Origin of the sequence: Methanobacterium sp. CWC-01, assembly GCF_030323845.1 — an archaeon.
In the GTDB taxonomy this organism is placed as follows: domain Archaea; phylum Methanobacteriota; class Methanobacteria; order Methanobacteriales; family Methanobacteriaceae; genus Methanobacterium; species Methanobacterium aridiramus.
The window spans coordinates 1,723,194-1,748,782 of record NZ_CP040735.1 but is presented as its reverse complement, the minus strand read 5'-3'; the positions used below and the strand labels follow the sequence as shown (position 1 = coordinate 1,748,782).

The 25,589-nt window shown below is 50.7% G+C and carries 20 protein-coding genes; 7 read left to right on the top strand and 13 right to left on the bottom strand.

Going from position 1 to position 25,589, the window contains the following annotated elements; genetic code table 11:
- Positions 1–126: 126 nt before the first annotated feature.
- The 4 genes from FGU46_RS09580 (at position 127) to FGU46_RS09565 (ending at position 3,936) form a co-directional block, all read left to right on the top strand.
- On the top strand, positions 127–1,410 hold the full coding sequence (locus FGU46_RS09580; RefSeq protein WP_286474571.1) for a flippase: 1,284 nt from the start codon (positions 127–129) through the stop codon (positions 1,408–1,410).
- 6 nt (positions 1,411–1,416) lie between these two features.
- Positions 1,417–2,571 carry a UDP-galactopyranose mutase gene (gene glf, locus FGU46_RS09575; protein WP_286474570.1) on the top strand — a complete coding sequence of 385 codons (1,155 nt, stop codon included), beginning with the start codon at positions 1,417–1,419 and terminating at the stop codon, positions 2,569–2,571.
- Positions 2,564–3,568, top strand: a complete 1,005-nt coding sequence (locus FGU46_RS09570; RefSeq protein ID WP_286474568.1) for a glycosyltransferase family 2 protein — start codon at positions 2,564–2,566, stop codon at positions 3,566–3,568. The genes glf and FGU46_RS09570 overlap by 8 nt, the downstream gene beginning before the upstream one ends.
- A 179-nt stretch (positions 3,569–3,747) precedes the next feature.
- Entirely contained in the window at positions 3,748–3,936 is a 189-nt protein-coding gene (locus FGU46_RS09565) for a hypothetical protein (RefSeq protein ID WP_286474566.1), read from the top strand.
- 57 nt (positions 3,937–3,993) lie between these two features.
- Here the strand turns inward: FGU46_RS09565 and FGU46_RS09560 are convergent, their stop codons facing one another.
- Positions 3,994–6,228, bottom strand: coding sequence for a DUF2206 domain-containing protein (locus FGU46_RS09560; protein WP_286474565.1), 2,235 nt, complete (start codon positions 6,226–6,228; stop codon positions 3,994–3,996).
- A gap of 182 nt (positions 6,229–6,410) precedes the next feature.
- Between FGU46_RS09560 and FGU46_RS09555 the strand changes: the two genes are divergently transcribed.
- Positions 6,411–7,769: a condensation domain-containing protein gene (locus FGU46_RS09555; protein WP_286474562.1), complete on the top strand. Its 1,359-nt coding sequence runs from the start codon at positions 6,411–6,413 to the stop codon at positions 7,767–7,769.
- Positions 7,770–7,865: 96 nt separating this feature from the next.
- Positions 7,866–9,251 (top strand): DUF1616 domain-containing protein, encoded by a 1,386-nt coding sequence (locus FGU46_RS09550; protein WP_286474560.1) that lies wholly within the window; start codon positions 7,866–7,868, stop codon positions 9,249–9,251.
- 425 nt (positions 9,252–9,676) lie between these two features.
- Here the strand turns inward: FGU46_RS09550 and FGU46_RS09545 are convergent, their stop codons facing one another.
- From FGU46_RS09545 to FGU46_RS09520, 6 genes are all read right to left on the bottom strand, one after another.
- Positions 9,677–12,058, bottom strand: coding sequence for a DUF7507 domain-containing protein (locus tag FGU46_RS09545; RefSeq protein ID WP_286474558.1), 2,382 nt, complete (start codon positions 12,056–12,058; stop codon positions 9,677–9,679).
- 207 nt (positions 12,059–12,265) lie between these two features.
- A complete protein-coding gene (locus tag FGU46_RS09540; RefSeq protein WP_286474556.1) occupies positions 12,266–13,381 on the bottom strand; it encodes a response regulator in 1,116 nt (371 codons plus the stop codon).
- Between the two features lie 123 nt (positions 13,382–13,504).
- On the bottom strand, positions 13,505–14,314 hold the full coding sequence (gene cobM / locus FGU46_RS09535; protein ID WP_286474553.1) for a precorrin-4 C(11)-methyltransferase: 810 nt from the start codon (positions 14,312–14,314) through the stop codon (positions 13,505–13,507).
- A 4-nt stretch (positions 14,315–14,318) separates the two neighbouring features.
- Entirely contained in the window at positions 14,319–15,197 is an 879-nt protein-coding gene (locus tag FGU46_RS09530; protein ID WP_286478454.1) for a DUF166 domain-containing protein, read from the bottom strand.
- A gap of 13 nt (positions 15,198–15,210) precedes the next feature.
- A complete protein-coding gene (locus FGU46_RS09525) occupies positions 15,211–15,513 on the bottom strand; it encodes a TIGR04076 family protein (protein WP_286474551.1) in 303 nt (100 codons plus the stop codon).
- 12 nt (positions 15,514–15,525) lie between these two features.
- Positions 15,526–16,548, bottom strand: coding sequence for an adenylosuccinate synthetase (locus FGU46_RS09520; RefSeq protein ID WP_286474549.1), 1,023 nt, complete (start codon positions 16,546–16,548; stop codon positions 15,526–15,528).
- Positions 16,549–17,586: 1,038 nt separating this feature from the next.
- Here FGU46_RS09520 and FGU46_RS09515 point away from each other — a divergent pair.
- Positions 17,587–18,348 (top strand): peptidoglycan-binding protein, encoded by a 762-nt coding sequence (locus tag FGU46_RS09515; RefSeq protein WP_286474547.1) that lies wholly within the window; start codon positions 17,587–17,589, stop codon positions 18,346–18,348.
- Positions 18,349–18,733: 385 nt separating this feature from the next.
- Here FGU46_RS09515 and FGU46_RS09510 read toward each other — a convergent pair whose 3' ends face one another.
- The 6 genes from FGU46_RS09510 to fni form a co-directional block, all read right to left on the bottom strand.
- Positions 18,734–18,925, bottom strand: coding sequence for a hypothetical protein (locus FGU46_RS09510; protein WP_286474544.1), 192 nt, complete (start codon positions 18,923–18,925; stop codon positions 18,734–18,736).
- Between the two features lie 195 nt (positions 18,926–19,120).
- Positions 19,121–20,350, bottom strand: a complete 1,230-nt coding sequence (locus tag FGU46_RS09505) for an LL-diaminopimelate aminotransferase (RefSeq protein ID WP_286474537.1) — start codon at positions 20,348–20,350, stop codon at positions 19,121–19,123.
- 47 nt (positions 20,351–20,397) lie between these two features.
- The gene (locus FGU46_RS09500; RefSeq protein ID WP_286474535.1) at positions 20,398–22,080 is read right to left on the bottom strand and encodes a glutamate--tRNA ligase; all 1,683 of its coding nucleotides are present in this window, start codon (positions 22,078–22,080) and stop codon (positions 20,398–20,400) included.
- A gap of 119 nt (positions 22,081–22,199) precedes the next feature.
- Entirely contained in the window at positions 22,200–23,186 is a 987-nt protein-coding gene (gene idsA / locus FGU46_RS09495) for a short chain isoprenyl diphosphate synthase IdsA (protein ID WP_286474532.1), read from the bottom strand.
- The gene (locus FGU46_RS09490; RefSeq protein WP_286474529.1) at positions 23,186–24,535 is read right to left on the bottom strand and encodes an RNase J family beta-CASP ribonuclease; all 1,350 of its coding nucleotides are present in this window, start codon (positions 24,533–24,535) and stop codon (positions 23,186–23,188) included. Before FGU46_RS09490 ends, idsA begins: the two co-directional genes overlap by 1 nt.
- The gene (fni, locus tag FGU46_RS09485; RefSeq protein ID WP_286474526.1) at positions 24,532–25,587 is read right to left on the bottom strand and encodes a type 2 isopentenyl-diphosphate Delta-isomerase; all 1,056 of its coding nucleotides are present in this window, start codon (positions 25,585–25,587) and stop codon (positions 24,532–24,534) included. The genes FGU46_RS09490 and fni overlap by 4 nt, the downstream gene beginning before the upstream one ends.
- Positions 25,588–25,589 lie beyond the last annotated feature (2 nt).

Here is a 25,589-nt window from a genome sequence, read left to right as displayed (position 1 = left end):
ACCCTGCACCCATTACTAGTAACTACCAATTACCTCAAATAATTTAAACTATCAAGGTGAATACACCTACAAGTAACAGATCAACATATAATTAGTTTTAGAACCTGGGGGGGTGATGATTCTAAAATGAAACTACATAAAATTCTACACATCCTGAGGAAAAAGGAATACCGGAGGGTGCTGGAGAATATTATCTCCCTTTCCAGTCTGCAGATTGCCGGCTACCTACTCCCCCTCATAACTCTACCCTACCTGGTACGGGTTTTAGGGCCGGAAAGGTATGGTTTAATAGCCTTTGCCACTGCCTTGGTTTTTTACTTTGTTATTTTAACCAACTATGGTTTTAATTTATCAGCCACCCGGGAGATCTCCATCTGTCGGGAGGATCCAGGCAAGGTATCGGAAATATTCAGTTCCGTGCTTTTTATCAAGTTCATGCTGATGCTTCTGAGTTTTCTCATCTTGACGGTGGTGGTGCTGGGCGTGGAACAGTTCCGAGCCGAGTGGTTGGTGTACTTTTTCAGCTTTGGGATGGTGGTAGGCAACGTCCTATTCCCGGTATGGTTTTTCCAGGGGATAGAGAAGATGAAATACATCACCGTCTTGAATGTTCTGGCCCAGGCCATCTTCACGGTGTCGGTCTTTATCTTCATCAGGACTACGGCGGATTATCTCTACGTGCCCCTCATAAACTCGGTGGGGTTCCTGGTGGCTGGACTTCTGGGTTTAAGGATCGCCCTTAAAGACTACCATATCCAACTGAAAATCCCGGATGGGGAGCTTTTTAAACATCATCTCCAGGAGGGCTGGCATATCTTCCTGTCATCCGCGGCGGTGACCCTGTACACTACCTCCAACATCTTTATACTGGGTGTTCTGACTAACAACGTTGTAGTCAGTTACTACGCCGTGGCGGAGAAAGTAGTCTTAGCTGTTCTGGGTCTTTTAAACCCCCTCAGCCAGGCCCTGTTTCCCCATATCAGTCGGGTGGTGGACGAGTCTCATAAGAAAGGAGTACAGTTCCTCCGGCAGATCACTAAGATCATGATTGGGATTGGACTCAGCCTCTCCCTACTGCTCTTTGTATTCTCGCCTTTAATAGTGAACATCCTCTTCGGAGACCAGTACACACCAGCCATCATGGTTTTAAGGATTCTGGCCTTTTTACCATTAATTGTGGGTTTAAGTAACGTGTTCGGCATCCAGACCATGATCCCCCTCAACTACGAAAGGGCACTTTCCAGGATAGTTCTGGCTGCGGGAGGCATCAACATCCTCCTGGCCCTGGTCCTGGTCCCCCTCTTCCAAGAGGTGGGTACGGCCCTATCCTTTTTAACGGCAGAGACCTTCCTCACCTTGACCATGTTCCTATTTCTACAACGTAAGGGCATAAAGATGATAGGAGCCTGATAAAATATGTTTGACTATCTCGTGGTAGGCGCAGGATTGGCAGGTTCGGTTATGTCCGAGAGGATAGCCAATGTCCTCTCTAAGAGTGTTCTTTTAATCGAAAAAAGGGGCCATGTAGGTGGGAACTGCCATGACTTCTTTAACCAGGAGGGTATCCTGGTGCATAAGTACGGCCCCCACATCTTCCACACTGATTCTGAGGAAGTTTGGGATTATTTCTCCCAATTCACATCCTGGCATGACTACCAGCACCGGGTGCTGGGTTCGGTGCAGGGTGAAAAGGTTCCCATTCCCTTCAATCTCCAGTCTCTACATCAACTCTTCCCAACCGAGACCGCGAATAGGTTGGAGTCCCGGCTGGTGGAGAAATTTGGGTACGGAGCTAGAATCCCCATCCTGGAGTTGAAGGAGATGGAGGATGAGGAGTTATCATCCCTGGCTGATTTCATATATGAACAGGTATTTTTAAACTACACCATCAAGCAGTGGGGTTTCCTACCTGAAGAACTGGATCCCTCCGTTACCGGGAGGGTGCCAGTGTATATATCCCTTGATGACCGTTACTTCCAGGATTCCCATCAGAAGATGCCCAGGGAGGGTTATACACCGATTTTTAGTAAAATGCTGGCCAACCCACTTATAGAACTACGGTTGAATACTGATTATAAGGATCTGGTAGAAATAGATTTTGATTCTAAGAAGATCCGCCTGGAGGGGGAACAGTTTACGGGTATGATGATCTACACCGGGAGGATCGATGAACTTTTCAATTACCAGTACGGGGAGCTTCCCTACCGATCCCTGCGATTCAAGTTTGAAACCCTGGATCAGGAGTTCTACCAGGAAGCGGGGACAGTTAACTACCCCAATAATCATCTTTACACCCGGATCACCGAATTCAAACACCTCACTGGACAAAAGCATCCCCGGACCACCATCGTCAGGGAGTACCCCCAGGCCTATCAACGGGACCGGAACCTACCATACTATCCCATCCCCCAAAAAAGGAATCATCAGCTTTACCAGAGGTACCAGGCACGGGCGGATGAATTCGGAAACCTCATCTGCCTGGGACGTCTGGGGGAGTACCGGTACTACAACATGAGTGATGTGACCAGCAAGGCACTGCAGGTCTTCCAGGAGAAAATAGCCCATGAATGATAGGGTTTGTGCGGTGGTGGTAACCTACAACCGCCGGGAACTATTAATAGAATGTTTAGAGGCCCTGAAAAACCAGACCCGGCCATTGAATTGTATCTATATCGTGGATAACAACTCCCAGGACGGCACAGGCCAGCTCCTACATGAAAAGGGTTACTTGGAGGAAGTACCGGAAACTGGGGAGATGGTCGCTGAGGTTACCCACCGCCATCAGCAGATTGGAATAAATTATATTAGATTGCCCGAAAATTTGGGGGGGGCGGGAGGCTACTATGAAGGGCTTAAAAAGGCCCACCAGAGTGGCTGCCAGTGGATGTGGCTCATGGATGATGATGCTTTCCCTGACAGGAAGGCCCTGGAGGAGTTGAGCAAATATTTTCACCAGGATGATAGGGCGGCCCTGGCCAGTGTGGTGCAAGATGTGGACCATCACATCCTGGAAGATACCAGGGGCGACTTTGATTTTAACCATATTTTCCCCGATATCCCGAAACCATTAACCCCCCGAGACTACCAAGAATCAGAGGTTGTTGAAATAGATTTTGCATCATTTGTAGGGATCTTATTAAATAAAAAAGCCATAGACAGTGCCGGTTTTCCCAAAAAAGAATTTTTCATGATCCATGATGATGTGGAATACTGCATCCGTATTAGAAGAGCTTGCCGTATATTGCTGGTTACATCCAGCATCATTTACCATCCCCTGCTCACGAGGGGGGGATCTACCATAAATTTTCTGGGAAGGTCCATCGAGAAAATTCCGTCAGATGAGTTTTGGATGGAGTACTACGCTACCCGGAATTTTATATGGATTGGAAAAACCTACCACACCAGCAAAAAATTTTATGGAGAATTGTTAGTAAATTACCTCAAAACCCTATTCTTGATACTTTTCTTTTATGATTATAAATACAAAAAGGCCATGGTCATAACCCATGCTTATTTGGATGGTTTGAATGGTAATTTCGACAATGACAAGGCAAAAAGGTACATTTAGGGGTGTTTTTAAGAAATGAAGCCTGTGGTGATCCTTAACTGGAATGGTTGGGAGGATGCCCTGGAATGTTTTAGAATCATCATATCAAATACTACCCCCAGTTTGACGTTTTATTGGTATATAACGGCTCCCAGGATGATTCCATCCCAAAAATTGAAGAATACTGTCATGGGGAGCTGGTGGTTGAGTCTGATTTTTTCGAATACCAATATGAAAATAAACCCCTCACACTCTTTAAATACCAGCTTAAAGGGGAAACTCCCAGAGTAACTGGTGGAGAAAAATTATTCCAAGTAGAGAATGACCATAACTCTGGTTATGCCGAGGGAAACAACTATAGGTATACGTTTAGCCTTGGAAAGATTTAACCCCGATTATATTCTACTTTTAAAAATAACGATACGGTGGTGGATAATCATTTTCTTTTAATCTCCAATACCTTTTAGTATCCAAGAACCACCGTTATCATAGAGTTTAATAAGTTGGCTGGTAAATTCCTGATATGGAACGTACAGGACGTCGTTATCTCCACGCGCCAGTAATTTCTTGTTTTTCAGGTCATAGGTTCCCAAAAAGAAATAGGAGTTACCATAGATACTGTTAGGATCCTCGATCTGAACCGCTGTTGCTTCGATAACCTGGCTATCAGTGGAGGAATATGCAGTGGTCAGGAATACGAAATCGGGAGGAGTACTGTTTAAGTAGACCATGTTCTCCAGGGACACGCTCTTATAACTATCGGCGTAGATCTTCAGCTGAGGATCACTATTTTCTTTATACCACTCCGTAGCACCGATTTCCTGATTGTTTACCACATAAAAATCCTGGCCATTATCCAAGGCAAACCTACCCAATTTGGGTTGGTCAAAGACCTGGTAGATGAAGGCAGTGTTGAAAAGAGAAAATACCATCAGAAAAACGGCGATGAGATAGAATGAATTTTTTAAACTCAAAGACCAAGTCCGGGAGCCTGATATTTTTTTCAAAAGCCAGTTCAAGCCTTTGATGGAGTATAAAAAGCCGGTGACGAAAAAAACTGCCAGGAAAAACAGGTTAATATGGAACAGACGATCTATGTTCAGAGCCGCTGAAAAGTAGGGCATAACAATTCCCAAAACCAGAACCAAGAAGCTGGCCATGGAGAGTGCTTTGTATTCACTGTTTAACTTCAGATCATGATCCCATATTAGCCGCAGTATACCTACCGTGATGAGCACATCACACAACAAGTACATGTATCTTTCTAGGGATTGGAAGTAGGGTAGATTACTCTGTAGATAGTATAAGCCCTGAGAAGTGTCCTGGGTAATGATATCGGTTATGGAGGTAATGATACTAATTACCATAGAAGAAATATTTATGAATATGGATGAATCAGTAACTAAAATGTACCAGGTTAAGGCTATAAACAGTAAAAATAGGGGAAACACCAAATTTACGATTCTGAAGTTTTTAAATCCTTGATGTTTGATTCTGAACCGGGCGGGTAAATAGTTTAAGATGAGCAGGATGGGAATGGAGAGGCCGATTATAAGCAGGAAGATCCAAGTCACCCCATAATGGGATACCACCAATGAAAATCCAAATATCAAAAGCAACAATAGATAAGTTTGGGAGTTTTTGATCCTATCTTCCAACACCATCATCAGGATCAACACCAGAAATATTTCTGCTATCTCCTGCCGGGCAGTGGCCGCCAAGGTGTTGAAGAAGGCGTTAATGGTTATGAAGAATATGCAAGCCACAAAGGCTACTCTCTGCTGGCCAGTGAATTTATGGTACACTACATACAATCCCACCGGGACCAAGGAGAATAGGACGGGATATATTATTTTAAAAATCCAGACCAGACTCAGCTGGGATAGTATGGAATAAATAGGGGCCAGGAGCACCACACTCAGCATGGCATTATAATCCCCGAATATTGAGAAATTCCACAGGGAGGTTTTCACTACAAAGTTGGCCACGATTAACTCCGCGTTAAGATCCGGACCCCACACATAGGAACTGACCAGACTGGTGTGTAACAGGACCGAAAGGGATAAGACGAAAATCACCAGGGGATAAAATTTCCCCTCCACCCACTTCAGGGTGAGAAGGGGGAATATGGCCAGAACCAGGAGAAGCAGCATCTGCAGGGTGTTGTTCCCGTAGAGATTCAAAAGATAGGTGCCCAAAATGGCCATAATGGGCAACAGGAACAAAAACAGCAGGACCGGGGATGTTAGTTCCTCCAAGTGGAGGAACTCCGGTGCCTGGAAGTCCCTATCCCGCAGGTAGGCCAGAAGAGCCAGAAATAAGATAAACAGGTTAAAAGTCACCGTTAAGGGGACCAGTGAGATGGGGGTGCTGATGCCGAACAGGGGACTTATCACACTGAGAAATAAACCGATGAACATTAAACTGGCTATGCTCAGGCCAGTAGCATAAAGTAGTGAGGTGGCGCTGCCCAGCTGGTGCAACCGTAGGATGCGCAGAAATAAATAACCCGGGAGGAAGCTCAGAACTATAAAACTAAACAGGGGCCGGAGGAGAGGCAAGTGGAAGTCCAGGACATCCAATCCCACCAAGAGGAGCCAGACTAGTTGAAAATAGAATACGAGTAAGAGAAATTGTTTTATGGGCCAATCATTCATTTGGAGAGGATTTTTCAGTGTCATATGATGTTCACCTCCCACATGGCCTTACAGGTACTAAACGGTGCTTGCACTCGGCATAGCTGATGATCAGGATTTCCACTACACCCCCCCAGAGTATAGATTAGTAATTGATATTTGTTTAATTGTACATATTTTTTTTGTTATTAGTAAACAACCTACCACTAATGGAAGGGGTTCAGAGGATGGAGGGATTTAAAAGTAAAATGGGAGTCACCCGGGAGTACTTCCGGATCCCGGAGAAGATGGTCTTAAAGGCAACCATCCAGGGATACCTCCCAGTAGAAGATTTAAAGGAAGCTATCCATAAGGCTACCATGATACATCCCCTTCTGGGAGTGCGGGTGGATGTGGATGAAAACCAGGAGGCCTGGTTCACCACCCAGGACTGCGCCGACCCCATCCTGAAGGTACTGGCCAGGAATGGCAACGAGCAATGGATGGGGGTGGTGGAGGAGGAATACCAGGAGCCCTTCAACTTCCAAGAAGGCCCCCTCATTAGGTACATCCTGCTCCAATCCCCGGAGGTCTCGGATCTCATCATCATCTGCCAGCACTCCATCGGGGATGGAATATCCCTCCTCAACCTCCTCCAGGACCTCCTGCAACTATTGGAAGAGCAGGAACTGGAAAAAGTGCCGCCGGTGCTCTTTCAGTCCAGGAACTTCCCAGCCCCACCTTTGGCTTTGAAATTACGGCTCCGGGTGGATAAGTTCTTCATAGACCGGATCAACCGCCGGTGGAATAAAAACCAGTTTCTGTTCACTAATCAGGACTACCTGGACCTGCATAAAAGCTACAACCAGAGGTACCAGGGCCGGATCCTATCCGCGGTACTGGGCCCGGAGGATACATCATCCCTCCTATCTGCCTGCCGCCGGGAGGGGGTTAGCGTTAACTCCGCCTTATCCGTGGCTTTCCTATCCGCCCGACAACGGGTGGAGGGGGAAGATCGGACCAGTGTTAACATCCCCCTGGAACTCCGGAGCCAGCTGAGAAAGCCGAGGTATGACTTTTTCGGGTTCATGGTCGGATCCCTGAATCTGGAATTTGACTATCAGTCTGGGGAAGGATTCTGGGATAATGTGCAGCGCTTCCACCAGGAAGTGCTAATAGAAAAAAAAGAGGACCCAATACAGCACCTTAAACTGGCCGAGTACACCAGCCCTACCCTCAACGAGGCCATAAACTTTGCCATCTACGGGATGACATCGGACAGTAACCTGAAGATATCCAGCTTCCTGGAGAGCCAGAACCTGGCCCTGGAAATGGCCCGGGAACGGATGAACCATATGTCGAACGTGTTGATGTCTAACATGGGCTGGTTAAAACCCCGTCAGGAGTACGAGAAGTTCAAACTAAAAAGGCTGCACTTGGCAATTCTCACCTATCCCTTCCTGGACTTTGGGGTGGCAGTGGTGACCCTGGAGGGGAGGTTAAGCCTAACCCTGAATTACACCGAAAGTCGTGAGGGGCCAGGGAGAAGTTCAACTATGAAGAGGATACTCGATGAATCCCTTGAGATCTTAAATCGAGCTGTTTAGACCTCCATTTCATGTTATTATACCCGGGATAAGCTTATTATCCCTATGGTGAGACTCTAAACTTTTATATCCCATAAACACGAAATATAGATAGGTATGAACTCAGCACCGGATAGAACCCAGGCCAGAAAACCTGGGAAGAAAAAAGGGATAAGCTACTGGGACCTAGTACTGGCCCTGATACTCACCGGACTATCCCTATCCATCCTCCTTTTCATACCCAACCTTGTTTTAGCATCCTACTTCGTACTCCTGGTCCTTTTGATCTACACCCTCCTCCTATTCATCCTCCCCCAACAGAAGGTATCTACCACCCTGTTAACAGCCATCCTAGCAGGCCTCATCTTATTCCTATGCACCCTATTGTTATGGCTATCCAACCTCATCATCTTCCCACCCCTCACCCTATTGTACCTGATGGGCATCACCACCCTAGGACTGCTCATTCTAGATATCCTCAGCCGCAAAATAACACCACCAGAGAAGGAATGGCGAGGAGAACCTCCGGTGAAAAAAAGGGAACCAGCAGAGGAACTGGAGGTGGAAATGGGAAAACCACCTGAAGAGGAACCATCCCTGGAAAAGGATCCAGCCATAAAAGAGGGTGAAATTCTGGTGGAACACGATGCCAAGACTCTGCGAGCAGCCGAACAGGAAGCCACAACACCAGAAGAACCTCCTGAGGAGGAAGAGAAAACCCCTGAGATTATCATTGTGGACCATGAAGCTGAGGAAGAAGAAAAGGATGAAGCCCTCCTAAAACACCCTCCCGAGATGGAGGAGATCATCGTGGATCATACTCCGGAAGAAGAGGTGAAGGGACCCCTCATACCCCGTGATGAGGAAGTGGAAGTCATCATCCCGGAACACTCCGAGCCCCCGGCGGATGTTAAAGAAGAAAAGAGAGTGGCCCCCCCTGAAAAATATCCGGAGAGAAAAGAACCTGAAAAAGCTCCTGAGGAAAAGATAAAGTCAATGACCCTGGTAACCAGAGAAAAAGAAGTGAAGGTAATTCCACCGCTGAAACCCGACTTGACGTTGCCCTGGATTCAACGACAGGAAGAACTAGATAGCAGAAAGAATTACCTGCCCCTGGACCTCCTACTGGCTGGGATCCTATCCTTCTTAGGCATGTGGCTGGTCCTCACCGCCCAATTAGAACTGGATCTATTTAAAACCATCCTAGGCATAGTCTTGGTCCTATTTTTACCCGGCTTCTCCCTAGTAGCCACCATCTTCACCCATAAAGACCAGCTGGCCAGTCTGGAGAGAATGGCCTTATCCGTGGGCCTGTCCATCGGCATCACACCCCTGGTGGCCCTGAGCCTGAACTACACTCCCTACGGATTAAACCTGGACCCACTCCTATTGATATTATCAGGCCAGACCCTGATCTTCTGCCTGGTGGCCTACCAGCGCCGGAGCAGCCTACATCTATACCAGAGATACACCATACTCCAGAGGGGTAAAAGATCATTCTAGGGTAAGATCCTCTAAATATTGCAGGTTTTACCTCCAAGATAAGGAAAAAAGGAAATCACCGTTAACTATTGACGACACCACGGGACAGGTAAAATGGAATTTTTTTTTCAAAACTCCGGATAATAATAATTTTTATCGCAACCTTAAATTGTGGTATCAAGTACTAATGATCCCTTTGACTTTAAACGGATATAAAAAGAGAATTCTCCTCATCAGATATCTCCATCGAAATTTGATTGTTTCTACCATTACTCCCACAAAGAGTTTTAAATATCCAAATTAGATAAAAAAGAAGGAGTTATTGGTGAAAATTCAAAAAAAATGGTCTTAACGGTAGAATTGATGAAAATATTTGTTTTGTTATTTTAAAAAAAATAGAGAAAATGGGAATCTCCCAGGGAGATCCCCCAAATTTGGGTTTTTAGTTATTTGCGTCGTGGTAGTACCATTCCTGCTACGAGCATGAAGAATGCAACCAGTAGAGCAAAGATTGGTGCTCCGGTTTTCTCCATGTCCACCGTCTTACCATTTACCGGTACTGGTTCTGGTCCTGGTTGTTCCTGGACATTCATGGCAGCAGAGGCTGCGTTATCATCCAGGTTAGGGTCCCAGGTTAAGGCGGTGACGTTGGCCTGGTTGACGATCTGTCCGGACTGTTCCACCACGGCAGTGATGGTCAGGACGGCAGATGCACCGTTAGGTAAGCTGGCGATGGTCCACAGACCAGTAGCGGGGTCGTAGGTTCCGAAGTTAGCCACATGGGACACGTAGGTCAGACCGGCGGGTAACTTGTCGTTGACAGTTACATCCACGGCGGTGTCGGGTCCGTTGTTGTTCACAATTAAGGTGAATATAACGGTGTCCTTCACCGTCGGTGTGGTCTTATCCACCGTTTTAGTAAGTACTAAGTCGGCAGATGGCACGTAGACCGTGGCCTGAGCAGTTACTGGATCAGTTAGGGATTCATCGTGGAATGCGGAGGCAGTGTTAGTTACATTTTTACCGGCAGCGGCGGGTAGAACCCTCACGGTGACGGTACGGGTAACTTCACCTCCAGCGGCCAGGTTGCCTGCGTTCCAGGTAACCACACCGGCACTGTATGATCCTCCATCACTGGATCCCACGTATTCCATACCAGCAGGGATGGTGTCGGTTATCACCAGGTTGGTGGCGGTACTGGGACCAGCGTTACTGACGGTGATGGTGTAGGTTACTTCATCACCAACGTTGGGCTGGGCTTTATCTGCGGTTTTGGTGATGGTCAGTGGTGCCTGGTTGGTAACTATGGTTTCAGCGGTGGCCTGTCCTCCCGAGGTTGCTCCTTTAAACACGTTCACGGTGTTCAAGATATCTCCCGGCATAGTGGCAGGGTCAATGATTCCCCTGATCCAGAAGTTAACTGTTACTGCCCGGTCTATGTCTCCCAGGAGTACGTTCTGTCCAGAGGTGTATGGATTCCAGACTAAATTGTCCAGGGAATACTCCGCACCAGTTAAGGCGGCGGGTAACACATCCTCAAAGCTCACCGCATAGGCCACTGAGGGGCCGTTGTTGGTGATGGACATGGCATATACCAGTTGAGTACCGGCAGTCACTGGATCTGGAGAGTCCGATTTAGTTACCACTAAATTGGCTTCATTGTTCACTGTAGTGGTGGCTGTGGCGGTGTTGTTGGCAGGGTATGGATCAGTAACCCCAGTGGGCGGAGTTACCGTTACCGTGTTGGTCAAGGTACCGGTGGCCCACTGACTTACATCACCATCAATGGTTAAGGTCACACTCTGACCCGGAGCCAGAGTCACACCAGTCCAGGCACCAGTAGTACTGTCGTATGTACCGGCACTGGGCGTGTAAAACATGGCCAGGAAGTTAGCTGGTAGGGTGTCAATTACGTAGAAGGTGTCACTGGATTGGATGGTGGAAGGACCACTGTTGGTCACGGTAATGGTATAGGTCAACTCATTACCTGCAATCACTGGATCCACACTATCAACCTTGGTAATACCCAGATCAGCCTGCCTAACCACAGTGGTGGTTTCAGTGTCCTGAGCTCTTAGAGTATTACAAGTGTAGACTCGTGCGGTGTTGGTGAGGGTACCTGCTGCGCTTGGGCTTACGGTTCCTCTAACATAGAAGGTTCTAGATTGGTAGCCGTTAATGTTTCCCAGGCTAATCAGAGTTCCGGAAGTGTAGGATGACCATCCGCCGCCGGTAGAGTACTGGACGTTAGTCAGTCCGCTAGGTACGATGTCGGCGATGTTCACATTGTAAGCCCTACTAGAACCGGTGTTGGTAACGACCATGGTGTAGGTCAGGGTATTACCTACCGTGACTGGGTCAGGACTATCACTTTTGGACACAGTTAAGCTTGGCGGGGATCTGACCTCCAGATCTTCCTGATCATAGCTGGACTGGTATCCATATGGTGGATCCACTGCGGGATTGGGATCAGAACGCCCTGCATAGTATGCCCCGTATTCTTTGTCTCCACTAGTTGAAGGTGTGACAATGAAACTGGCATCACCATTGGCATCGGTTACACTGCTACCCAAGTAAGTCGGGCTGGATGTGGTATCGTAAAAGGCTATGTTAACCCCCGAAACGTCGAAGTTGTTATTGGGTCCGGTTGGATTGGCTTCCAGATGCGCGGTTAGCGTAACGGAGTCCCCCACATGAACTGGGTCTGAAGCGACATCAAGATCCATTTCGGTTGGAATAGTTGCCGCGCTGGCCGCCCCCATAATGGTGAAGACAAACGCTGCAGTCACTAAGAGAAGTATTAACTTTTTTTGTAGGTTTTTTTGCACTTTTTCACCTCCTTTTACAATGGGTAAATTTCATAATAAACACGATCGTGAACAAAGACAAATTGTTCACACTCGACAATGTTGTTGTGTCATCTATAGTATAAGTATTTTTCCTATTCTCATACAAATTCTTCATATTAATTATGGCCGGTATAGGGACACTATAGGAAAAAAATCGATGATATAAAAAAGAATATATGGATAGTATCACTTCTCAGGAGTCCGGATAACCGCCTCGATGGCCACCGGGTTGCCTTCATCATCCTTGACCACCAGGTGGTTCTGTTCGATCCAGCGGGTCTGGCCGTCCTTGGTGATGATGGGGTACTTGTAGGTCTTCTCTTCCTTACCCTCTAGGACGTCTTTCATCTTCTGGTCCATCTCCTGCTGCCAGTCCGGATGTATTATCTCCTGTAAAAGCAGGGGTAGTTGCAGGATCTCCTCCACGGTGTATCCGGAGAGCTGTTCCATGTGGGGGGACATGTACTCCAGTTGGCCGTCCGGGATGGATATCCGGTAGAACACCCACCCGGCATTCTCCATCAAGCGGCGGAAGTTGAGCTGGGACTCCCTTCGCAGTTCTTCACATCTTTTCATGCGAGTGATGTCGGTGAAGTGCACCGTTAATTCCTTCTTGCCAGTGGAGAGTACCATGACATCGTAGTAGCGTTTAAGTCCCTCAGAATAGTATTCCAGTTGTTCGGATTTGCGCAGCAGGGCCGCGGAGGCCATGGTCTCCAGGAGAATGTCTTCTTCTTCTATGGGGAAGACCTGTGAGTATCTTTCTCCCTGCAGGGACTCCCGGTTCAGGCGGATCATGGCCTGGAAGGCGGGGTTGGCGTCCTCGATGGTGAAGTCTATGACGTGTCCCTCAGGGCCGGTTATAACCTCTAAAAGCAGTATACCGTTGGCTGATTTTTCAAAAAGTACCCAGCACTGGTTGTTGGTTTTTTTAAGACTTTTAATCCTGGCCCCTTTCTGCAGGGCCATGTTGATGAATCCCTTCATCTTCTTGAAGTCGTAGGGCTTGATGATGTAGGCCTCGGGCTGGGTGTCCCGGGCCCGTTCCATGGTACTGGCATCGGCGTAGGCGGTGGTGTATATCACCGGCACATCCACGTGTTTTTTGATGTTCTCCACTGCTTCGATGCCGTCTTTTTCTCCCCGCAGCACGATGTCCATTAAAATCAGATCCGGACGTAGCAGCAGGGCCTTTTTCACGGCCTCTTCACTGGAGTCCACCACGGCCAGGGCCTCGTAACCCCAGGATTCCAGTCTCCTCTGGATATCCAGGGCTATCAGTCCATCATCCTCTACAATCAATATTCTGGGACTTTCGGTAATCCTTTAAACCCCCTTTACCTCAACTTCTATTATATTGTGACTTCTTCTACTTAAAATAATATTGTTACTTTTTCACAATATAGTCCTACTAAAAGATTGATGCTACTGGTCCCGGTACTCGTGGCTGAAGCCGGCCTGGTACAGTTTACTGGGCACCACCGGGTCATCGCTGAGGGCCTCTCCCACCAGGATCAGCGCCGTCTTCTTGATACCCGCTGCTTCCACCTTAGCGGTTATATCCTTCAGGGTGCCCCGTAGCACTTCCTGGTCAGGCCAGCTGGCCCGTTTCACCACCGCCACCGGAGTATCCTCCGGGTAGTGCTCCTTTAACTCCAGAACCACGTTTTCGATCATGTTCACCCCCAGGAAGATGCACATGGTGGCCTGGTGCTGGGCCAGGTACTTTATACTCTCCCGTTCCGGTTTGGGGGTCCGACCCGCTGGCCGGGTGATAATCACCGTCTGGGAAACCTCTGGCCTGGTTAGCTCAGCCTCCACCGCCGCAGCCGCAGCGAAAAGAGAAGACACACCAGGCACGATCTCATAAAGAATATTCCGGTTACGCAGGGCCTGTATCTGTTCGGCCAGAGCCCCGTAGATGGATGGGTCGCCGGTGTGCACCCGGGCCACCAGCAGTCCCTGTTGGGTGGCTTTTTCCATGACCTCCACCATCTCCTCCAGATTCATATGGGCACTGTTGAAGATTTCAGCATCCCTTTTATGTTCAGCCAGGACCTCGGGGTTGACTAAACTCCCGGCGTAGATGATGACGTCGGCTTCCTTGATGATACGGTAGCCCTTGCGGGTTACTAGTTCCGGGTCGCCGGGTCCGGCGCCTATGAACACCACCCGGCCCTTTTTACTGTTGTCCCTGATGTATTGACGGTCCCGGAGGGCTTTGCTGTTGATCATAAGATTACCACTTGATGGGTCCTTCTTCTATTTCTATGGCCCCGTAGGGACATTTCTGCAGGCAGATCTCGCACAATCCACAGCTGGCCGGGTCGATAACTGCCTTACCATCAGCATCCAGGGTGATGGTGGCTATTCCACTGCGCACCTGGGGGCAGTGCTCCAGGCAGGCATGTTCACAGTCATCTCCCTCACAGTCCTCGGGGTCCACCACGGCTGATTTGATGGCGTATCCCAGGGACCGTTTAATGGCCTCTTTGGCCTGGTAGCCGGCGATGTGCATCAGGGTGTCTCCGGATATGGTGTCATCCTTCATACTGGCCAGGCAGGGATAGTTGTGGAACTTGTTACCCGCCTCCAGTTCGGCCTCCTCCAGGGGGAAGCCTTCCAGTTCCCGGGCGATGTAATCGGTGCAGCCACAGGGCGCACCTCGAAGGACGATGATCTTCTTAACGTAATCATCACCCTCCACCTTCACTTCTGGTTTACCGAACCTTTCGGCGAATTCGTCAATGTAGGGGTCACCCACCGGTAGCAGGGTGCAGAAGGGACGGGGAAATACCATCTTAATATCCGGGGCGGATTCCTCCACCTCCCGTAAGAGGCCCGGGGGCAGCTGGGCCGGGTCGTGGATGGGTATCATCACCGACTGGGCCCCGGTCTTCTGGGCGATGAGGGGCACCAGCAGGTTAATATCACCATAGAGTCCCACCGCCAGTACCAGATCCGATTCGGGCAGATGGGCGGGCAGGTACTCCTCCACCTCATCAATAAATTCCGGTAAATCCTCGGGGATTTCCTCCAGGGCCACTATACTCTGGGCCAGGCCCTGGTCCGCCAGGTAGTTAACCACCCGGCTGCCGTAGTTTCCACTGGTTAAAATGAATACCCTAATTTTAATCGCCTCCTTTTACTTGGCGGCAGCAGAAGATCACCGTACCACCCTCGGTGTAGGGCTGGCCGGGATCAGCGCACTGCAGGTAGGCGTGTTCCTCATCACCCTCCCGGGTCAGTCCCAGCTCCAGGGGGATCCAGTGCTCATCCAGGATGGTGGTGTAGTGCAGGATGGTGGACAGGGCATGGGTGCACAGGGCATCGGTATCTTCTAAAACGATCTCGGGACCGTCGAATACCATCCGATCTCCCTTACGGTAGACCGGGCAACGGCCCTTGATGGCCTCCACAGTGATCTCCAGCATACTATACCCCCACTAGAGCAGTTCATCCCGGAGGTCGATGGTGTCCTCCATGTCCGGTCCGGTGCCGATGATGGTAACCGGCACCCCGGTGGCGTCCTGGATATCCTCCACGAAGCGTTTAACTTCACCGGAGAGATCTGCGTAATCTTTAACCCGTTCACAGGCCGGGTAGATACGGTCCACGCAGGTCAGGGCGATCTGGGTGGCCCCGTTGATCATGCAGCTTTCCCGGGCGAACTCCATATCGAATTCACCCACCCGGCGTCTTCGGCCGGTGACGGTTCCGTATTCCTCCAAGCCCCTGCTCTCGGCTTCTTCCTGTTTGATCTCGGTGGGGAAGGGTCCCTCTCCCACCCGGGTGGTGTAGGATTTGAAGACCACCATCACCTCATCGATGCGGGTGGGTCCCACCCCGATGTCCGCGGCGGCGGTGGAGGCGGTGGTGTCCTTGCTGGTGACGAAGGGATAGGTACCGTAGTACAGGGATAAACCATAGCCCTGACTGCCTTCAATGAAAACATCCTTACCCTCATCCAGGGCGGTGTTAACCTCCAGGGGCACGTCGGCGGTGAAGCCCTCCATACTCTCCCAGTCCCGGGCCTGCTTGGCCACCCGCATGACCCGGTCCCGGTTACCCGGTCCGCAGCCAGTGCCGGTGCTGCCAATCTTCTTGGCCAGGTACTCGTTGGCCTTGTCCTGCTCTTTGTGCTTGGGCTCGATGATACTGCACCTTAGATCGGCGAAGGTACGTCCCTTCACCTGGTACTTGTTCAGGTAGTCCAGTTCGTAGTGGAACACCTCGGGGTCCACCAGAACCCCGGCACCTATCAGTAAGCGTGCTCCGGTGTAGACGAAACCGGAGGGTATCATGCGCAGGCCATACTTATCCCCATGAAATTCAACAGAATGGCCGGCGTTAGGGCCCACACCGGCTCGGGCGATGATGTCTGGTTGGTCTTTATAGCACAGGTAGGTGATGCATTTTCCTTTGCCTTCATCTCCCCAGCTACCACCAACTAATATGTTACAGGTCATGGTATCACTCAATTTTTACTAGAAACTAAAACCGCTCATATACTTCTCAATTTTTACAAGAAACTTAAACCTCTCATATATTGGAACCCCCCTCATAAAAGATTTTCCATTAAAAATCCCTGATCATTATCAGCCGGTTTTAAAGAGTTAGGTACCTTAAAATTAGTCATCACATCCTGGTGTCGGGGGGATTAGTATGGGGATAAGTTGGGCATGTGTTCCCAACTTATAATATGCGAATGGGTAGGTTTTACCCTACTTCGCCCCCATGCTGGCCTCTAACACGGGAGAGGTGAAATTGATACACAGGTAAACGGTGGAAGGGTTGCCCTGGCCGGGGATGCCAGTGACCAACGGGTATCACAGGAGGATTTAATCTCATCCACGTAGGATGATAATATTGGTTTGTAATAACCCCGGTTTTCCACTCCTACCTCATAATTAGATTAATACGCCCCTATATAAATCATTTGGTGTTTGGTGAATTATAGAAAATTTTATATGCTGATTTTAGGATGCTGATCCAGATTTAAGGAGTTATTATCAAATATTCAATTTTATAATAAGGGAGCCCCACCGGCTATCTTAAAAAAATTAAGAACAGATCGAAAAAAGGACGGTTAAGGTTTCTAGCACCATAAAAGACTGTTTACCACCTAGATTCTTTAAAACTGGGCACTATCCCCTCCCAGTAACCAGAAAAGATGGAGATGCCCCTTATATCCCACATGATCCCAACACCCCGGCCCGAATGTGGTATATTTTCAGTCAATTTAAGAAATCGGGAATTGATGGATGGAGTTAGAGTCAAATTGAACACGGATAGAAGGTATCCGGCTAACCCCCCATCGAAAGGCTCAGATAAGGCTTATTTTTGTAAAATAAGTTCTAGTTGCTTCCCTTTTCGGGAATGAAACCGAAGCCTTTATAAGGGAAGATCAAGTGAAAGAGGTAAGTCAAGTCCCAGGTTAATTTTAAGATTTGGGACACGGAGGCGGTAGAATTAATCGAAAGCCCTTACTTACAATGCTATTTGCATTGTCCTTAGTCTTGACAGCCATTCCCCTATCGGGTGCTGTTCAGGACCAGAATATTCAAAACACAAACGCAAACAACGCAAATGAAATAATTAACCCGGATATAACCGGGACAGAAACCAACCAAGTGAAAGTCTTACTCCAGGAAAACAAACCCTTCGGTGCCAGCACCGAGGAGATCCTGGGAAACAACAGTACCCCACAGGAACTGAAACTGGGAGCCACCGGTGACCAGGTAAAAGAAGTTCAGCAGTGGTTGTACGACTTCGGATACTACAATGGATCCGTGGACGGAAACTTCGGTAACGACACAGATAAAGCAGTGCGAATCTTCCAGGAAGAAGCAGGAATACAAGTCGACGGTGTAGTTGGAGACGAAACCAAGAAGGCCATGGAAAAATGGGACCAGTACCTGGCCCAGGTCCAGGCCTACAGTGAAAGCCAAGGTGTATCATCAGAATCCAGTGTATCCAATAAAAGATCCTACGCCAAATCCTTCCGAACCGCTTACCGCAGTTACAGTGGCGGTAAAGGAACCGGAGACTGCTGGGATAACAGTGCCTACCTCTACAGTAAACTGACCTCATCCGGAAGCAAAGCCCGGATCATCCAGTACGCCACCAGTCAGTCCAGCCGACACCGATCGGTACAGGTATACAGTGACGGTGAATGGGTGAACTACGACTACAAAGCCAACGGATACGCCCAGACCTACTACGCTACCTCCAACTCCGTGAACGGAGTGGTGGTGCAGAGTTCCTAAGTTAAGCGTTTAAAAGGGATTTTCTATAATCCCGCCACTATTTTTTTTTAAGAATTATTAAAATAAGGAAGTACTTTTTTTAATCAATTATTATCAGTCGTAATTAGTTATCAGTCGTAATTAGAGTTTGAATGATGACCATGAATTCTCTGTCCATCCTCAATTTTAACTTGCAGATATCCCTTTAAGACTCCTTTTCCACAGGGCACCATTCATCAAGGTTAACCGTGGCCCAAAATGGTTATGAAGATGCGACTCTCATGTGCCTCCAACCATCTGAATTTGCAATCCCTGGAGTAGAGGGACCGCCAACCGGGCCAGATTTACTCCACTGATCCGAACCTAAAGACGCATTGGTAGCTGGTGCACCCCCCGGATCAGAACTTCAAAGATTCACCCCTTGGGAACCAACCGGCTTCAGGACCTCCACCGTTTTAGTGACCGGAATTAAAACATCCGCAGCCTGAGCACCACCAGAACCAAAACTCCAATTAGGGGATGATGTGCTGGCTGAAACTGCCACCAATAAACTCAAAACTAGTAATAATCCAATGACTAACTTTCCCACTATTTTCATGGGTAATCCCCCCCTATTACCCGGAATATTATTGTATTATATTTTAATTTTTTACTGCCAAAATTTACCGCACTATATCGACCCCGAGTTTTATCCACTCTGACACTGGCATGATCAAAAAATGTGGTAAGAAGTGAAAAAATAGAACTGTGTAGATCTTGTAAAAAATAAAAAAAGATTTTTAAGAAAAAAATATTAAAATTCCAGCCTTCCAATCCGGGCCACAGCCTCTCTGGTGTTCTCCAGGGTGTTGAAGGCGGTTATGCGGAAGTAGCCCTCTCCGCTGGGTCCGAAGCCCACCCCCGGGGTCCCCACCACTTGGACCTCATTCAGGAGCAGGTCGAAGAATTCCCAGCTGGTCATGCCGGGGGTTTTGATCCAGATGTAGGGGCTGTTCACTCCACCGTAGACCTCCAGACCAATCGCCTTGAGACCTTCCCGGATGATGCCGGCGTTGGTCATGTAGTAGTTGATGTTGGCCTGGATCTCCTTTTGTCCCTGGGGGGTGTAGATGGCTTGGGCTGCCTTCTGGATGGGGTAGGATACTCCGTTGAACTTGGTGGTCTGTCTGCGGTTCCAGAGGCTGTTAAGGTCATGCTTCCCTCCCTGGGCATCGTAGGCCACCAGTTCCCGGGGTACCACGGTGTAGGCGCAGCGGGTTCCCGTGAATCCCGCATTTTTGGAGAAGCTCCGGAATTCGATGGCGCATTCCTTGGCCCCCTCTATCTCATATATACTGCGGGGTATGTCCTCCTGGGTGATGTAGGCCTCGTAGGCCGCGTCGAAGAGTATAACCGCCTGGTTCTGCCGGGCGTAGTCCACCCACCTTTTTAGTTGGTCCCGGGTGAGGGTGGTGCCGGTGGGGTTGTTGGGGTAGCACAGGTAGATAAGATCCACATCTTCCGTGGGAAGTTCGGGGATGAAATCGTTCTCGGCGGTACAGGGCAGGTACACCAGTTTCCCGTAGCGTCCGTCCTCTCCCATGGGGCCGGTGCGGCCTGCCATGACGTTGCTCTCCACGTACACAGGATAGACGGGGTCTGTGACGGCTACGGTGTTGTCTAGGCCGAAGATCTCCTGGATGTTGCCGGTGTCGCATTTGGCTCCGTCACTGACGAACACCTCCTCCGGGGTTAGTTCGATTCCCAGGGGCTGGTATTCGTGTTGGATGATGTCCTCGATCAAAAAGGAGTAACCCTGCTCAGGACCATAGCCCCTGAAGCTTTCCTTATCGGCCATTTCATCCACAGCATCTTTGAAGCTATCCACCACAGCCTGGGGCAGGGGTAGGGTCACGTCTCCAATACCCATCCTGATTACATCGGCTTCCGGGTTTTCTATTTCGAATTTATTAACCCTTTGGGCTATTTCCGAAAAGATGTAACTGCTTTTTAAAAGCAGGTAGTTCTCGTTTATTACCGCCATTACAAATTTCTCCTCTAATTTTTCTAGTTTTTAATAATGAATAATGGTTATTTATGGGCGAAGTAGAAGGTCATCTTGCCCAGGTACTTCTCATCCAGGCGGGCGAATCCCAGCCGTTCGAACTGGACCACATCCCCCACTTCCTCTTGGTAGGTGTCGGCCTCGGCGTATCCGGTCTGGATGGTGCCGTCGGGCATCACTAGTTCCACCAGTTTTTTATCCCGCATGGGAACCCACTGGATGGCCGGGGCTCCGATCTCCCGGGCTTCCTGGTGGCTGGTGCTGTGGTAGTGGGCCTCTCCATCCTGGATGGTGATGTTCACCGCATCGATGAGTCTGATTACCTTCTCCGGATCATGGGGCAGGTCCGCTGAGGGGATGTAGAGTCTTTCTTCAAAGTTCAGGGTTCTCATGCCCCGTTCAGGGTGGTCCGGGTGCAGTGGCCTTTCCACTGGTCTTTTCAGATCATCGGGGAGTCCTTCTATTCTGATGCGCTGGCCAGGGATGGCCAGGAAGTAGCGGTTAACCTCCTCTAACAAGCCACGATTCAAGCCGTAGATCTTCTTCCAGGTCACGGTGGAATCGGCGATCTTAACTCCGATCTCGTTCATCAACTCCCGGATACTTTCGGGTTGTATACCCCGACGAGCTATGGCCCGCAGGGTGCCCAGGCGGGGATCATCCCAGCCGGTGTAGTCCCCCTCCTCAATGCCCTCTTTGGCCCTGGAGGTGGAGAGGGCCACGTCATCCATCTTCAGTCTTCCGTAGTGGGTGTAGTGGGGTTCCTCCCAGCCCAGGTGCCGGTAGAGGTAGCCCTGTTTCTCGGTGTTGGCCAGGTGGTCCTTGCCCCGCAGGACGTGGGTCACCCCCAGGAGATGATCATCCACCGCCACCGAGAAGTTCATCATGGGGTACACCCGGTACTTCTCCCCCTGTAGGGGGTGGGGGTAATCCACGATGCGCATGGCCACCCAGTCCCGGATGGCCGGGTTCTTATGTTTAAGGTCAGTTTTAACCCGTAACACCACTTCACCCTCCGCCAGGGTGGGCATCTTCTCCCACAGGGATAAATTCTCCTCCACGGTCATCTCCCGGTGGGGGCAGGCCTCCCCGGCATCTTTGAGTTTCTTGAACTGGTCACCAGGGCAGGTGCACATGTAGGCTGCGCCCTTCCCGATGGCCTCCTCCGCCATCTGGTAATATATTTCCAGGCGCTGGCTCTGCACCACCTCTTCCTGCCACTTGACTCCCAGCCAGGTGAGGTCCTCCCGGATCATATCGTAGGCCGGGGGGTACACCCGGCGGGGGTCGGTGTCCTCCACCCGCAGGATCAGTTTACCACCGTAGCGTTCCTGGTACTCCTGGTTAAGGACCGCGGCCCGGGCGTGGCCGATGTGCAGGGGCCCTGAGGGGTTGGGTGCGAATCTAAGAACCACCCCCTTATCCGTATTGGGGAGTTCAGGCAATCCCTTGGTCTCCTCTTTTCTCTCCGGGGCCTGGTATCCTCCCAGTTCTTCCAGTTTCTGTTGTTGGGCTTCCAGGGTCATCTTATTCACCTGGGCTACCACCTGGCCGGTGAGGGGGCCGATCTCCTTTCCCCGGCTGCGCAGCTCAGGGTGGTTGGCCATGATCATGCCCATCACCGCCCCGTTCTGGGCCTGTCCAGAGTGCCCGGTGGCATTCACCAGGGCGTACTTACAGACCAGTTGCCGTAAATTAACGCTATCCATCTTGATCACCTAGGTTGGATTTGTAACTATCAAAATAAATGGGAATCCTTTTAAGTATAATAGGGGTGTTTTCTCCCCCTGGTATCATTAATTTGTTAAGTGGACTTCTTGCGAAGTTTTCAGTGACTCCTCTCCAGGACGAAGTCGGCCAGCATCATCAGGGCCTGCCGGGCGGGGGTGTCCTCCAGGGTCAGCAGTAATTCCTTGGCCTGTTTCACGTTGTCCCGGGCGATATCATGGGCGTAGTCTATACTCCCGTACTCTTCAAAGATCTCAATGGCCCGGGGCACGTTCTGGTCACTTTCCTCCCTTAGGATGCGGATCAGTTCCTCCCGGTCCTCTGGGTTGGCGGCTTCCAGGGTGTGCACCACCAGGAGGGTTCGTTTTCCCTCGGCGATGTCACTGCCCACTGGTTTTCCCAGGTTGTCCTCGTCGCTTATCACATCCAGGTAATCATCCTGGATCTGGAAGGCCAGTCCAATGAGTTTCCCGTACTCGGTCAGGGCCTCCACCTGTTCTTTACTCCCCCCACCCAGTATGGCACCGGAGCGGGTGGCCGCCGCAATTAAAGCAGCGGTTTTTTTGTAGATCATATGGAGATACTCCTCCTCAGAAACGGCCAGACGGTCAGCGAAGCCCATGTCCAGGGCCTGTCCCTCGCAGATCTTAACACAGCTATCCACCACGGTCTGCAGGGCCCCCACCACCAGTTGGGAGTCCACTCCATCGGTTTCCGTCCACAATACGGTTTCAAAGGCCTTGGAGAACAGGGTGTCCCCGGCCAGGATGGCCATGGACTCCCCCCAGATCATGTGCACCGAGGGCTGGCCCCGGCGCTTCTCATCCTGGTCCATGATATCGTCGTGGATGAGGCTGAAGGTGTGTATCAGTTCCACCGCCGCAGCGACCTTAAGGGCATGCTGGGCCTGGCCACCCACAGCTTCGGCGGATAAGATGGCTAGGCTAGGTCGGATCATCTTCCCCCCGGCTTTAACCAGGTGCAGGGATGATTCCTGCAGTTCTTCCGGTTCCACAGTGGACAGGGCCGTGTTTATTTCCTGTTGCACCTTTTCTGAGTACTTTTCCAGTATCTCCGTTACTTCCATTATATTCCCCCGTTGAATACCTGTGCCTGCCCGTTTCGCAGGATGTGAATATCGTTACCCAGCTTGTAACCCTCCTCCTCGGCCAGTTCCGTGTATTTGGAGATCATCTCCAGGTGGCCGTGGGCAGGTATGATGTGCTGGGGGCTGAGCATGCGTATGAAGTCCCGGTGATCCTCGGGACCGGCGTGTCCGGAAACGTGGGCGTTGGTATAAATCCTGGCTCCACTGCCTTTAAGTCGGCGTTCCATGAAGCTGCGGTTAGCCACGTTCAGGGGGTTGGGTATGATGGGTGCCGAGACCACCACGTTGTCATCGGGCTGGATATTGAACTGGGTCTTGCCACTGGCGATCCGGGGCAGAAGGGCGTCAGGTTCTCCCTGGTGGCCGGTGGCCACTATTATGAAGTTTTCCCGTTTGTCCTCCACCCGGGCCAGGGCCCGGTTCACGGCCTTGGGACTGCCGTAGACATGAGCATTGTCCGGCAACTTCAGGAGACCCATCTTCTCGGCGATACTGCCGAAACGTTCCATGCTCCTTCCCAGGAGGAGTATTTCCCGTTCACTTTCCTGGGCTATGTTGCAGATGGCCTGTATACGTTCAATGTGACTGGAAAAGGTGGTGACGATGAGTCCATTCTTCTCCCGCATGGGCTGCTTCATGATATCCCGCAGGGCCACCCGGGCGATCTTCTCGGAGTAGGTTTTCTCCTCCTTGTTATCGGTCATCCGGGTGGTTTCCACAATAAGGGCCAGCACTCCCTGGCGTCCCAGCTCCCGGAGACGCTGGTAATCTGGGGGTGGGGAGATCATCTGGTGATCGTCGAATTTGAAGTCCATGGCGTAGACGATGATACCCTCCGAGGTGTGGAGGACCGGGGTGACGGTCTGGGGTATACTGTGGGTGGTGCGCACAAATTCCAGGGTGATATCCGGTGATATCTGGCACTTCTCCCCGGGATTCAGGACCTGACGGGGATTGGTGACCTTGAACTTCTTCTCCCCCTTGATCTGTTGTTCCACCAGGCCCAGGGTGTAGGGGGTTCCGATGAGGGGTGCCTCGTAGCGGTGGGCCAGTTTGGCCACGGCTCCGATGTGGTCCAGGTGGCCGTGGCTGAAGACTATGGCCCGGACCTTTCCATCCACTTCCTTCATCAGGGTGTCATCCGGGATCACACCCCGTTCTATCAAATCCAGGCTGTGCATCCGGTCGATGACCGTGTCCTCGTGGACGTGGATGCGGTCCAGGTTGATGCCCATGTCGAAGATGATGACATCCTCACCCACCTTCACTGCTGACATGTTCTTTCCCACTTCTTCGTATCCACCTACTGCTATTACTTCCACACTCATAACCATGACCTCCTTGCGTAGTGCTGGGTTTCATATCCCCGCTGGCTGAGCCATTCCCGGGTGTATCCCCGGATTACCAGGTCTGCCTTCCTTAAATCCTCCAAGTTACTGGCTCCCACCAGGAACATGGCCACCTTCAGTTCCTGGAGGAAACGTTCCAGGTAGCTGTCCAGGGTCTCTTCACCCTGGTAGCAGGCCTTAAGTGCTGGTAGGGCTATTCCCACGGCACTGGCACCTAATGCCAGGGCCTTGGCAGCGTCTAATCCGCTGCGTATCCCTCCGGATGATATTACCGGTATCGTGACGGTGTTCACCACCTCCACGGTGCAGGCGGCGGTGGGTATTCCCCAGTCCCAGAAGAGTTCTCCCATCCCCTTTTCCTGGGAACGGTAGGCCTCCACTGCGGCCCAGCTGGTTCCACCCGCTCCCGCCACATCCAGGGCGGCTACTCCGGCCTGTTCTAGGAGGTGGGCTTCCTCGCTGCGTATCCCGGCTCCGGTTTCCTTAACCATCAGGGGCACCTCCAGGGACTGTGCGGTTTCTCGGATACGGTCCAGGTATCCCCGGGCATCCAGGTCCCCTTCGGGTTGGATGGCCTCCTGTAAGGGGTTGAGGTGCACGGCCAGGGCATCTAAGGCCATCATATCCATGGCGGCCGGGGCCAGGTCCAGCTGGGCGGTGCCGATGTTACCCAGAAGCAGGGCTTCCGGGGCTTCCTCCCGGGCCACGGTGTAGGTGGCGGCCAGCTCCGGGTTTTCGATGCCGGCCCGTTGACTGCCCAGTCCCATGCCGATGCCATGATGGGCGGCGGCCCGGGCCAGTTTCCGGTTCACATCCTGTGATTCAGGGTGTCCCCCGGTGATGGCGGTGATGATGAGTGGTGCGTCCATTTCCTTGCCCAGCAGACTGCAGGAGAGATCAATATCTCCCAAATCTACCTCGGGCAGGGCCCGGTGGACCAGTTCCACATCCTCTAGTCCGGTTTTTTTGTGGTATTCCACATCGGAGTGCAAGCATAAGCGCAAGTGCTCCAGTTTTCTGTCTGAAATCATAT